Genomic DNA, 11,607 nt, shown 5'->3' with positions numbered 1-11,607 from the left:
GTCTTCGGCCGCACGGCTGACGGAACCTGCCTGCCGGGCCTGGGCGGCCACTGGCGGACCCCCGGGCCCGGGTCTCCCGGACCCCCGGAGCCGGGATCCCCGGACACCGCGGCTCCTGTCACCGCTCGTCCGTTCCGCCCGCCTCCCCGCGCGTCACTCTCCCCGGTACATCCGCCGCAGGTCGACGAGCTCGACGTCGCCCCGCCGTCCGGCCTCGCGGCGGAGGTCCCCGGTGAAGCCGGAGCGGGCGAAGAGCAGAAGCTTGGGCAGGGCCCCCACCCGGGCGCTGGGCAGCAGTCCGCGCAGATGTTCCAGACGTTCCAACTGCGGAAGGCCGACCGGGGTGACGGTCCCCTTGGCCTCGCCGATCGCGGTGATCCGCTCCGGCCCGAACGCCGGCGATTCCGCCACTACGAGATCCAGTTCGTGCCCACGCCGGTGCTCCCGGCAGGCGATCTCGGTCGGACGCACCCAGGTCGCCCGGCCGCCCAGGCTCTCCGGCGCGGCGTGTTCGAAGCACCATTGGCGGGCCAGCTCCTCGAAGTGCGGGCCGTAGATCTTCCCGGCGACAGTGTCGGCGTTGTCCGCCCACACCCGGTCGGCCCGCCCCACGACCAACTCCGGCTCGTGCCGCTGGATCAACAGCTGGTGCAGCCGCACCGCGGGCTCGGCTACCCGGAAAACACTGCGCTTGTCCCTTATGGCGTCTTGGACCTGCTCCAGCAGACCGATGGCCTGAAGCCCGGCGAGCAGGTGCGCCAGCGCGCTGCTCGGCCGCCCCAGCACGCCCGCGATCTCGGATCTGCGGTGGTGTCCGGCGCTGACCGCCGCCAGGATCGCCGCGTACGAGGTCGGGTCCGAGATCGACGGCTCCTCGCGCAGCAACAGCCCGCCCTCACGGAACATGGCCGATGCCGGGTTGAGCAGCCGACGGGCCACCCATGGGTCGAAGTCCGCCAGGTCCGATGGCCCCGCGCCCCCGCACATTTCCTTGTACGCCGGGGTTCCGCCCACCAGCGCGTGCAGCCGGAACGCCAGCTCCGGGTCGTCCTCCACGCCCCAGAAGGCGGCCGCCTCCCGGAACCGGAAGGGCCGGACCACCAGCTCCATGCTCGCCCGCCCTCGCAGCGGGGCGCCTCCGCCCAGCAGCTGCGCCATCGTGGTCAGCGCGCTGCCGCAGAGGATCAGCCGGGTCCTGGTGTGCTCCTTGGCATGGCTCAGCGGGCTGAGAGCCTGCTGCAGGTAGGAGGGCAGGGCGGGGGACGCCGACACCAGATACGGAAACTCGTCGATCACCACCGGCAGCGGGGTGTCCTCACCGATCCGCAGCAGCTCGTCCAGCGCGTCCCGCCAGTCGGCGAACACCACCGGCCGCCGCAGTCCGCGGAACGCCGAGTACGCCGAGCCCAGATCAGCAAGGTTCTGTGCCTCGCTCTGCTGCGTCGCCGCGAAGAGAAACCCTCCCGACTCGCGCGCCAGCAGCTCCAGCATCAGCGTCTTCCCCTGCCGCCGCCGCCCGTATACAAGCCCCAGCGAGGCACCCTGCTGCTCCGACGCCGCGAAGCCGTCCAGCTCCCGCCACTCGGCGTCCCGCGCGAACAACCGCTCCGGCTTGACCACCCCACAACACCTCCGTCAACTATGATAGGTACAGCTATCATAGTTGCACCTATCATTATTCTCCCCGCTGTCCTCCGGAGCTCCGCGGAGTGACCAGGCCCGATTCGTAGGCGAGGACGACGAGCTGGGCGCGGTCGCGGGCGCGGAGCTTGGTCATGGCCCGGTTGACGTGGGTCTTCGCGGTCAGCGAGCTGATCACCATGTGCTCCGCGATCTGGTCGTTGGACAGGCCCCGGGCGACCAGGGCGACGGCCTCGCGCTCCCGGTTGGTCAGCTCCTCCAGGCCGGCGCCGCCCGGGCTGCCGGGCAACGGCTGGGAGACGTACCGGTTGATCAGCTTGCGGGTGAGGGACGGGGCGAGCAGGGCGTCGCCGCGGGCGGCCACGCGCACCGCGTGCAGCAGGTCCTCCGGCAGGATGTCCTTGACGAGGAATCCGGCGGCGCCCGCGCGCAGCGCGTGGAAGACGTACTCGTCCATGCCGTAGTTGGTGAGGATCACGACGTGCGTCCGGGCCAGGGCCGGGTCGGCGGCGATGCGCCGGGTCGCCTCGATGCCGTCCATGACCGGCATCTGGATGTCGACGAGCGCGACATCGGGCAGCTGCTCCCCCGCGAGGGCCAGGCCCTCCCGGCCGTCGCCGGCCTCGCCCACGACCTCGATGTCGTCCTCCAGGTCGAGGAGCGCGCGGAATCCGCTGCGCACGAGCGGCTGGTCGTCGACCAGCAGGACGCGGATCACGGCGCCGGCGCCCGGTCCACGGGCAGTTCCACGGGCAGTTCGGCCCGCACGGTGAAGCCGCCCCCGCTGCGCGGCTCCGCGCGCAGCCGGCCGCCGAGGGCGGTGACGCGTTCGCGCATCCCGAGCAGCCCGACGCCGGGCACCGGGGCGGCGTCCGGGGTGGCCTCGCCGTCGTCGTCGACGCGGACCGCGAGGACGTCCGGGCCGCAGTCGATCCGGACCGAGGCCGTCGCGGCGGCGGCGTGCCGGGCGATGTTCGTCAGCGACTCCTGGACGATCCGGTAGACGGTCCGGCCCACCGCGGCCGGTACGTCCTGCCGTTGCCCCTCGATCGTCAGTGACGCCTCCAGGCCCGCCCTGCCCGCCCGCTCCACCAGTTCGGGGAGGTGGCCCTGACCGCGGGGCCGATCGCCATGGCCCTCGGCGGGCTGTTCGCCGCCACAGCGGACGGCGGTCTCGGCACCGGCAACGGGCTGGGCGGGGCCTTCGTGGCCCTGGTGCTGGGACTGGTCTCCACCGTCCTCGGCGGCACGGCCCTGTCCCGCACCCGGGGCAGCGTGCCGACCGGCTGACCGGCGCTCCGGCTGACCGGCGGACCGTCGGACCGGCTGGCCGTCGGACCGGCCCGCCGGCCGGACAACCGCGCGGGTGTGAACGGGCATCGGCTGCCGACGCGTCCCGCCGGCGGGCGGGCCCCCCGGCCGGGCATCCGCAGGATCCGTGGTCGCCGAACAGGCCCGGGCCGTGGCGTGGCGTGGGCCGCCCGTCAGGGACGCGGGGCCTTCTCGCCGTGCACGGCTGTGTATTCGGCCGCGAGCCACGGGCCGAGGTCGTCGATGAGCATGCCGAGCACCGCCGGGTCCGGTGAGGGGGCACGGCCGAGGGACGCGGCGGCACGCATCTGCCGGGCGCGCCGCGGGTAGTAGCGGCCGAAGAGTTCGGCGGACCGGTCGAGGTCACTGGTCCAGCCGCCCCACCGGGGCATGACCAGGGTGAATCCCGTGCGGACGGTGCGGCGGCCGACGACACGGCCGAGGGTCCGGCGATCGGCGTCCGTGGTGGCTTCGGCCGCCGCGGCACGCCAGCGCGGAAGCACGCGGGCGAGGTCACCGTTGGTCTCCCGCGCGAGCAGAGCCGTGGGCCGGTAACGGGGCAGTCGTTCCGCGAGGTCGGGGCCCAGCAGCGGGGTGCAGAGGCAGGCGATGAAGAACCCGGCGTCGTGACGCTCGATGTCGCTGAGCAGGAGCCGCGTGCCGGCCAGCAGGATCCCGACGCCGTCGATCTGCGGGAACGCGCGGTCGAGTGCCGCCTCGATCGCTTGCGCGTCGGCACGGTCGGCCTCGGTCGGCTCGTCGCGGAGGGCGAGTTGGAGGTCGAGGTCGGAAACTCCGGGGATGGCGGTGCCACGGGGGACGCTGCCGTAGAGGTAGGCGCTGTGCAGGCGCGTGCTGCCGAACGTCTCGGCGATGTGGGCGCGGGCGGCGTCGACGACGGGGACGAACGCCGGCGGCACCCGGGCGAGTGCGCCTTCGCGTGCGATCGTTCCGTCGCGGTCCAGTCCTCGTTCGTCCACGGGGCCACTCTGCCGTGTGCCGCCGTGTGCCGCCGAGCGGATTAGGGGGGCGGCGCGGCAGCGTCCCCTCGTTCACCCGCGGGCAGAGGGGTGCTGCGGCGGCGGGGTTGTGGTCACGACGGCGTCCCGCGCTCCGCCAGTCCGCTCTCGCAGGCGATGATGACGAGCCGCGCGCGGTCCCGGGCGCACCCGGGCCGGCTTCCGCCTGGGGACGACCGTTCAGTGCCCCGGCCGCCGCCCGCCGGGGCGCCGCCGGCCCAGTGCGCTCACCGGTTGCCCGTCTCGGACATCTCGATCCGCCGCAGGACCACGGCCTTTCCGGCCACCGCCGCCGGCAGCCGTGTCGACCGGTGGACGCGCGCCTTGGCCACCTGGGCGGGTTCCAGGTATCCGTACTCCGACTTCCCGTTGGTCACGGCGAGGTCTGCCTCTCTCAAGTCCGCGTACATGAGGTCGGCGTCGCCGAGATCCGTGTACAAGAAGCTCGCCCCGCGGAGCGTGGCACCGGTGAGCTTGGCTTCCCGGAGGCTGGCCGCCTCGAGGTCCGCGGCCTGAAGGTCGGCGCCTCTGAGATCCGCACCGCGCAGATCGGCGCCCTTGAGGTCGGCGAACCGGAGATTCGCCCTGCGGAGATCCGCCTTGCTCAACACAGCGCCGCGAAGGCTGGTCCCTTCGAACGTGGTCTCCCTCAGGTCCGCGGCCCGCAGATCCGCCTCACGCAGATCCGCTCCCCGGAAGTCCATGCTGCGCAGATCGACCCACTCGTCGGAGAGGTGCCGTTCCGGCCGCCTGGCGATGACGGACAACGCCGCCTTGAGATCCTCGGGCAGGAACGTCGGCGAGGGGTCTCCGCCACCGTGTACGGGGTCCGTCAACTGGTCGCCGTCCGCCGCGGATCGGTGGCCCCGGATGTGTGCTGCCACGACGGCGCCGTCACCTTGAGCCTCGGCCGGGGTGGATTCCCCTCGCTGTCATCGCCGCATCGGCAACTCCACCAGGCCGGCGAGTTCGGTGCCGGTCGCCGGCCTGAGCGTCGACAGGATGTGGCGGGCCGCGGACGGATCGGTCGGGGAGCCGTCCCCGGACACGGTGTACACCAGGCCGTCACGGCGCAGACGCAGCTCCCAGCGCTCGTGGTCCCCCTCGTAGACGCGCAGTTGGCGGCCTCCGCCGTCGTCCGTGCAGCGGATCGGGTCGCCGCGGGGCACCGGGCAATCGCGCGCGTCGACGCGCCGGGTCTCGTGCCCCGCCCGTTCCACGCCGAGACGCAGCGGCTCGGCGTGCGGCCCCCCGTAATGGGCACCGAAGCCGTCCTCGCTCGCGCCCACGCCGCGCAGGGTGTACCCCGGCGGCGGGTCGCCGACCCGGAGCATGCCCCGGTCCACGCCGTTGGCGCTGATCCACTCGCCGAGCGTGGGCGGCTGCGCGGCCGCCCAGGCGGCGTACGCCACGCCCGCGGCGAGAGCCGCCGCCGCTCCGGCGGCACCCAGCTTGACGCGGACGCCGGGCAGGAAGAGCGCGGCCGCGATCGCGTAGCAGGCGCCCCCGGCCGGGTAGAGCAAACTGATGCCGTCCAGGCGGTCGATCTGGATACTCACCACAGTGACTCCGGACGCGGCGGCCGTGCCGAGCGCATAGACGCTCGCCGTCCAGGCCCACAGACCACCCCGCCCGCGCATGAGCGGCACCATCGTGCGGACGGCGGATCCGAGCACCGCGAGCACGGCCACCGCCAGCAGCACCACGAAGGCGAGAACGGCCGTGAGCAGAGGCGCTCCGCCGGAGAAGAGCATGGCGAGTACGGCCGTCACCTGCATGCCGGTCAGGGCGCATCCGGCCAGCCAGACGGCCACCAGGTGGCCGATGGCGCGTCGCGCCGCTTCCCGCTTCTGCGTCATGTCCCTGATCACGCCGGGCAGCCGGGCACGGTTCCTCCGGCAGCCGGAGCGGTGGCCGCGGCGGGATGCGTCCCGCCTGCCGGCACCCGGGCCGGCCGAGCTGCCCGGCATCGGGTGTTCGGTGTTCGGCATTCCGCCTTCGGCCTTCGGCCTTCGGCGCGTTGCCCGGTCGGAGCTCCCGGAAGTTCCCCGGTGCCGGTGCCGGAAGGTCCGGGGCCGGTGCCGGGTGCGTGGGGTGCCGGGTTCCGGGTCCCGGGGGTCGTGCCGCGCCTGGGGCGCGGGGGTGAGTCGTGCGCTCCGCTGTCGGTGGCGGATGCCAGGGTGGTGCGCATGGGGAACGCCGAGTGGGGGCCGCTGCTCAAGCGGTGGAGCGAGGAATGGCTGGAAGCGCGGGCCGCGGAGGATCCGGAGGAGTTCCAGGAGCTGGACGAGGAGATCGTGCGGAACCGTTGGCTGGGATTCGCCCCGGCCGGTCCGGCGCGGATGGCGGCTCTGGAGGAGCGGGTCCGGGCACTGGGCATCGCGGCGCCGCTGCCGCCGTCCCTGTGCTCCTTCCTGGAGACATCGGACGGCTGGCGGCATGCGGGTGGCTTCGTTCATCTGCTGGCCGGGGCGGAGGACATCGCGCCCTACGGCGACCCGTACGATCTGCGGCCGATGTACGAGGAGAACCTCGGCGAGGACCCGGCCGAGGAGGAGGTCGTCCTTGCCGGCATGTGGGGCCGGGCGCTGCAGTTGTCGCTCGACTCGGACATGACGGATGTGCTGCTCGACCCGGGTGACGTGGGCGCCGACGGGGAGTGGGCGGTGTACGTGTACCACGGGTGGGGCGGCGATCGGCCGGAGCGATACGGCTCGTTCCGCGCGTTCATGGAGGACATGTACAAGGAGTTCTACAGCCTGGGCGGCGGTCACCCCGGCTTCGGGAACTCCGTGACGCGGAGACTCGACGCCCAGGTGGAGGAGGCCCGGTCGGCCTGTCTGCGGGGCGAGTTGGACGCGGCGCTCGCCGTCTTCGGCGAGGCGGCGGAGTTCGGCCGGCCGCGTGCCGGTCTGCTGGCCTCTCAGCTCCGGGCACTGCTCGACGGTGGGCGTGGCTGGGTACCGGTCGACCCGCGCATGGACGATCCGCTGTACGCGGGCGAGGTGCTGCCCCTGAAGGTGCTCAACCACCTGCGCGACCGCCGGACACACGACACCCTGGTGCTCGGCCCGGTGACGGAGGACTACGCGGCGGACCGGGAGCGGGCCGCGGCCGTCCTGGCACGGATCAGGCAGCGCACCTACGAATACAGCTCACCCGGCCCCTTCGGGCAGGCGGTCAAGAAGGCCAGGGAGCTGGCGCGATGGGGTGACACGGACGGCGCCTGGCGGATCCTCGCGGCGGCGGTCCCGCGGTGGGAGCCGTACCGGGAGGACCATCTGGCCCCCTTCGGCCTGCTCGGGGATCCACTGCTCGGGCCGGTCGTCACACCGGAGCGGGGCCGCCGGCTTCTGACCACACCCCGGGCCGGTCGGGCGGGGGACATACCCGCTCCCGTCGCGGAGGCGGAAGGGAGGGAAGGAGGCGAGGCGGCGCGGGACGGGCTCGGGTGGCTGGCCCGGGGGCGCCCCAGCGCCGCACCGCGCCGGGAAGGGTACCGGTTCGTCCTGGTGGAGGGCGTCCGCCCCGAGGATCTGGCTGAGCGGTTCGGCACCGGCCCGCTGGAGCCTGTGGCGAGCGAGGCCGACCTCTGGGACCTGCGGTTCTCGGGGCAGCGCGAGCACCGTGGCCCCATGGCGCGGATCGGCGCCCGGGACGGATGGAGCTTCGCCTTCGAGTCGGCAGGCCAACTGGGCTTCGACCCCGGCCGCCTGACGGACCCGGGCACCGGGCTGTCGGACGGCACCCGCGCCCTCACGGTCTGGTCCGGGCCGGGCTTGTTCCACTTCGCCTGCGCCGAGGACGGTGAGCAGCGGTACGCCTTCACGGTCCGCGGGACCGAGCGCCACCGGACGGGCACGCTTCCCCGTGCCCTCTCCCCGGACCATCTGTTCCCGGACCCCGCCGGACCCGCCGCCGACGCCTCGGGCGAGGGCCGCGCTCTGGACGCGATCGCGGCGGCGTTCGGCGTCTCACTGCCGCGGTTCGCCCTCGACGAGGGCCGGCTGCCGGTGCTCCCGACCCGGCCGTGGATCAGGCCACCGGGCCCCGGGGAGGGATATGTGACGGTCACGGCCCGGCCGGCGTAGGCCGGAGCCCGGGGCCGTGCCGCCGTCCCGGTTCAGCCGGTCAGCCGCTCGTCCGGGACCCCGGTACAGCCGGTCGGGCCCGGACGGACTGGGTTTCACTCCTGTCCCCGGCCTGTGCACCGGGCACCGCACGCGGGGTCAGGAGGAAGGAGAGGGTCATCAGCACGGTGGCCGCCACGGGCACCCAGCCGATACCCGCGATACCGATGACTGCGCCGCCGAGAGCACCCGCCACTCCGGTGCCGAGGTAGAGACCGCAGATGTTCAGCGCGAGGGCGGTCATCGCCGCCCGGGGGCCCGCCGCGCCCATGATGCTCCCCTGGACGGGCGGGTTGAGGCCCCACGCGAACACGGCCCAGAAGGCGATGACGGCGCCCAGCACGACCGGGTTGCCCACGCCACTGAAGACCAGGACCGCGGCCAGCGCCAGAGCCACGGCGTGCCCGCCGATGACCAGCCGGAGACCGCGCCGAGGACCCAGCGCGTCAGCCGCACGGCCCGCCGCCATGGCGCCGAACAGGCCGGCGACACCGACGACCAGGAGCATCAAGGGAAGCAGCCCGGGGGAACCGACGGCGACCTCGGCCGTGTAGACCCCGAGATAGGTGTAGAACATCAGCCCGCCGCTCGCCGCCAGGAAAGTGACCGTCACCAGGCGCATGACGGCGGCGTTCCGCAGAGGGCTGAGCCGCTCCCTCAACGGTGCGGGCTCGCTGCCGCCGATCCGGGGCGCCGTGGCCAGAAGGCCCAGCGCCGCGACCACTCCCACTCCGGCGATCAGCCAGAACGTCGCCCGCCAGCCGAAGGCGCCACCGAGCCACGACCCGAGCGGCACACCGGTGAAGAGCGCCGCCGTCATGCCCGCCGTGACCACACCGAGGTAGCGGCCCCGCATGCCCTCCGGCGCGCCCATGGCCGTCGTGGTGAAGGCGGCCGCGGTCACGACGGCCGCGGACAGGGCCGCGAGCACACGGGCCGCCATCAGCCACCAGTACCCCGGCGCGATCGCGGCGGCCGCGTTGGCCAGGACGAAGACCAGCAGTCCCAGGACCATGACGGTGCGCTTGGGGAAACGCTCGAACACGACGGCCAGCGTCGGGGCCCCGAGCGCGTAGACGACGGCGAACACCGTCACCAGCTGCCCGGCGGCCGGGACGCTCACGTCCAGGTCGGCCGCGATCGTCCTGAGCACACCGGCGATGATGAACTCGTCCGTGGCCGTGGCCAGCAAGGTCAGGAACAGCACGAGAAGCCAACTCGGCAGGCTTCTCCTCCCGGCGGTTGTCATGGCGGGCGAACCTCCGTCACCGTCGCGCGCTCCGGAGCACCCGACGAACCGGGAAGCCGGCACAGGGTTCAGGGGACGCGCGCGCTCGTAGTCGTCATGGGCATCGGGTGCCGGGCACCGGGCGCCCTCGGGCGCCCGGTCCGCGCCGCGGCATCACGTACGCCCGGGACGCTAGGTGGTGACACCGGTGTCAAGGTCAAGCCCGTTCCCGGCGCCCGCCGCGCCGGGGGATGCCGCCCCGGGCCCCTCGCCCGGGAACAGGCCCTGGGTGCGCAGCACGGCGATGCGGCGGACCAGCTCCTCCCGGTGCCGCTGGAGGAGCGCCGCCTTCTCGTCGAGGACGGCCAGCCGCTCCTCGTACATCGCGATCGCGTGGCCGGCGTCGGAGCAGGACATGAAGTCGGCCGCCTCCATGGACAGACAGGGCTCGACCTGACGGATGTCCTCAACGGTCAGCCCGGAGCGCAGCAACTCCCGTACGTTGAGCACCCTGTTGACGGCTTCCGGGTCGTACTCCCGCCACCCCTTGCCGGTGCGGTGGGCATGGAGAAGCCCCTTCTGCTCGTAGTAGCGGAGGGACCGGCGGCTCACCCCGGTCCGCTCGGACAGCTCCCCGATCTGCACGGCGTCTCCCTTCACGGCCGAAGTCCACGGAGCGGTCGCCCCGTTCCACGCCCCGGCGACGGCCCACCGGTAACAACTTCGTTCGCGCGCAGGGTAGTTCCCCGGTCCCCCACGGCGGCACGCAAGCGGTACGGCGCACTCCCGTATCCGCTCCCGTCAACGCCGCTCGGCGGGCGCCGCGGACACCGTGAACGGCAGGACCAGCCGGGACGGGTGGGCCGCGTCGCGGTAGACCTTGGGGGACGCACGCGAGCGAGCCGGAACGCGTACGGGCCGCCGCACACGGGCCGCCGCGCACGGCCCGTCCGTCACCGCACCGCGCCGCTCACCAGTCCAGCGGCAGCGTGGCGAGGTACCGGTCGAGCAGGCCGGCGATGATCCGGTGGTCGCTGAGGGAGGGGTGCCAGTCGCAGCCGAGGCGGTCCAGGGCCGGGTCGTCGTAGTACCAGTGGCCCACCCGGTCGTCGCCCCGCGCGGCGCGGTCCCGGACGATGCGCTCGGCGGTGTCGGCGAAGGCGGTGGTGCCGGACACGGAGGTGGCGCTGACCACGAGGTATGTCCCGGAGCCGTAGCGGGCGCGCAGCTTGTCGAGGAAGCCGTGGTAAGCGCTCTCGTACGCGGCGATGAGTTCGCCCTGCGTGGCCCAGGGCTCGCCCGCGCGGAGCGGGGTCGAGAAGTCGTTGATGCCCAGGCCGATGACGACGACCTGCGGGTTCCAGCAGTCCGGCTTCTCCCACACGTCGCCCGCGACGTGCAGCAACGCCCGGTCGTAGTACGTGCGGTAGTCGGTGCCGGGTTCGCCGCCGTTGTAGTTGCGGACCATGCCCCGGCCCGAGAAGGCGTTCTGCTGATGGTCGGCGCCGAGGGCCGCGGCGGTGAGGGCGGGGAAGGCGAGGCCGGCGTTGGTGTTCCGGTCGACACCGCCGCCCGCGGAACAGTCGCGGCTGTCCGAGGTGTTGCCGTATCCGGCGGTGTAGGAGTCCCCGATGAACTCGATCTGCCGGCTCCGCGCCTTGGGGGCGGGCAGCAGCACGCCTCCCCCGGCGGTGGTGAACCCGCCGAACCGGCCCGCGGCCCAGGTGCTCTCCGTCCGCTTGACGAGCCGCACGCTGTGCTCGCCGTCCGGCAGGCCGTCGATCCACGCGGTGGTGCGGCCCGGGGTCACCAGGGTGCGGGCGGTCTCCCCGTCGATCCGGACGTCGTAGTCGTTGACGGCGTCGTCGAGCACGACTCCGACGCCGGTGCCGCGGAAACGGCCCTCGAAGGAGATGCCGGGCCAGCTGTACTCCACGTATCCGCCGGCCGCCTCCTTCACCCGGCCCACCGTCCGGTACGCGGCCGGGGCGGCGGACGACCGCGGCCCACGGGCGGCGGACGCCTGGGACGGAGGAGTCACGGCGGTGACGACGCCCGCCGCCGAGGCCGTGAGGAACGTCCGCCGGGAGAGGTGACGAGACCTGCGCATGTGCGGTTCCCTTCGCTGTCCTGGACTGCTCGTGACCGGGTGCGGGCGGGCCCATGGGAGCGCTCCCCCACCGGCACACCATCAGTCGCGGCGCGGTGGGCGTCAAGACGGCGGGGCTCGGGGCGGGGCTCGCCGGACCGGAGACGTCCCGGAGCTCGGCGCTCCCGT

Annotated in this window: 10 protein-coding genes and 1 pseudogene; 2 read left to right on the top strand and 9 right to left on the bottom strand. The window is 73.6% G+C overall.

The genetic code is table 11. The features are described from left to right. Positions 1-153 precede the first annotated feature (153 nt). From IF83_RS0105445 to IF83_RS0105435, 3 genes and pseudogenes are all read right to left on the bottom strand, one after another. Positions 154-1,620, bottom strand: coding sequence for an AAA family ATPase (locus tag IF83_RS0105445; protein ID WP_030542872.1), 1,467 nt, complete (start codon positions 1,618-1,620; stop codon positions 154-156). 55 nt (positions 1,621-1,675) lie between these two features. Beyond that, complete coding sequence (locus tag IF83_RS0105440; protein WP_030542871.1) at positions 1,676-2,359, bottom strand: response regulator; 684 nt, start codon at positions 2,357-2,359, stop codon at positions 1,676-1,678. Further along, positions 2,356-2,763: pseudogene (locus tag IF83_RS0105435) on the bottom strand (sensor histidine kinase); the annotation flags it as partial. The pseudogene IF83_RS0105435 and the gene IF83_RS0105440, both read right to left, overlap by 4 nt. Positions 2,764-2,772: 9 nt before the next feature. Between IF83_RS0105435 and IF83_RS0105430 the strand changes: the two are divergent. Then, positions 2,773-2,931 carry a DUF6223 family protein gene (locus tag IF83_RS0105430; protein ID WP_347877092.1) on the top strand — a complete coding sequence of 53 codons (159 nt, stop codon included), beginning with the start codon at positions 2,773-2,775 and terminating at the stop codon, positions 2,929-2,931. A 194-nt stretch (positions 2,932-3,125) separates the two neighbouring features. Here the strand turns inward: IF83_RS0105430 and IF83_RS0105425 are convergent, their stop codons facing one another. The 3 genes from IF83_RS0105425 to IF83_RS0105415 form a co-directional block, all read right to left on the bottom strand. Continuing rightward, complete coding sequence (locus IF83_RS0105425; protein ID WP_030542868.1) at positions 3,126-3,932, bottom strand: nucleotidyltransferase family protein; 807 nt, start codon at positions 3,930-3,932, stop codon at positions 3,126-3,128. A gap of 266 nt (positions 3,933-4,198) precedes the next feature. Next, positions 4,199-4,855, bottom strand: a complete 657-nt coding sequence (locus IF83_RS31040; RefSeq protein WP_051722481.1) for a pentapeptide repeat-containing protein — start codon at positions 4,853-4,855, stop codon at positions 4,199-4,201. A 48-nt stretch (positions 4,856-4,903) separates the two neighbouring features. Next, positions 4,904-5,830: a hypothetical protein gene (locus tag IF83_RS0105415; RefSeq protein ID WP_158710998.1), complete on the bottom strand. Its 927-nt coding sequence runs from the start codon at positions 5,828-5,830 to the stop codon at positions 4,904-4,906. Positions 5,831-6,160: 330 nt separating this feature from the next. Here IF83_RS0105415 and IF83_RS0105410 point away from each other — a divergent pair, with 330 nt between their 5' ends. After that, positions 6,161-8,062 (top strand): DUF6461 domain-containing protein, encoded by a 1,902-nt coding sequence (locus IF83_RS0105410; protein WP_030542865.1) that lies wholly within the window; start codon positions 6,161-6,163, stop codon positions 8,060-8,062. A 40-nt stretch (positions 8,063-8,102) separates the two neighbouring features. Here IF83_RS0105410 and IF83_RS0105405 read toward each other — a convergent pair whose 3' ends face one another. The 3 genes from IF83_RS0105405 to IF83_RS0105395 all read right to left on the bottom strand — a co-directional run bounded on the left by IF83_RS0105405 (position 8,103) and on the right by IF83_RS0105395 (position 11,439). Continuing rightward, complete coding sequence (locus tag IF83_RS0105405) at positions 8,103-9,350, bottom strand: MFS transporter (RefSeq protein ID WP_078843185.1); 1,248 nt, start codon at positions 9,348-9,350, stop codon at positions 8,103-8,105. 171 nt (positions 9,351-9,521) lie between these two features. Next, positions 9,522-9,989 carry a MerR family transcriptional regulator gene (locus IF83_RS29890; RefSeq protein ID WP_244176857.1) on the bottom strand — a complete coding sequence of 156 codons (468 nt, stop codon included), beginning with the start codon at positions 9,987-9,989 and terminating at the stop codon, positions 9,522-9,524. 310 nt (positions 9,990-10,299) lie between these two features. Next, positions 10,300-11,439, bottom strand: coding sequence for an SGNH/GDSL hydrolase family protein (locus IF83_RS0105395; RefSeq protein WP_030542862.1), 1,140 nt, complete (start codon positions 11,437-11,439; stop codon positions 10,300-10,302). Positions 11,440-11,607: the final 168 nt, after the last annotated feature.

Origin of the sequence: Streptomyces albus subsp. albus (assembly GCF_000719865.1) — a bacterium.
Taxonomy (GTDB): domain Bacteria; phylum Actinomycetota; class Actinomycetes; order Streptomycetales; family Streptomycetaceae; genus Streptomyces; species Streptomyces albus_E.
This window is presented reverse-complemented; position numbering and strand designations above follow the sequence as displayed.

What these genes read in the sequence shown, in the direction of transcription:
- IF83_RS0105430 (WP_347877092.1), top strand. Translation starts at nt 2,773, where the DNA reads ATGGCCCTCGGCGGGCTGTTCGCCGCCACAGCGGACGGCGGTCTCGGC.
- IF83_RS0105415 (WP_158710998.1), bottom strand. Translation starts at nt 5,830, where the DNA reads ATGACGCAGAAGCGGGAAGCGGCGCGACGCGCCATCGGCCACCTGGTG.
- IF83_RS0105410 (WP_030542865.1), top strand. Translation starts at nt 6,161, where the DNA reads ATGGGGAACGCCGAGTGGGGGCCGCTGCTCAAGCGGTGGAGCGAGGAA.
- IF83_RS0105405 (WP_078843185.1), bottom strand. Translation starts at nt 9,350, where the DNA reads ATGACAACCGCCGGGAGGAGAAGCCTGCCGAGTTGGCTTCTCGTGCTG.
- IF83_RS0105395 (WP_030542862.1), bottom strand. Translation starts at nt 11,439, where the DNA reads ATGCGCAGGTCTCGTCACCTCTCCCGGCGGACGTTCCTCACGGCCTCG.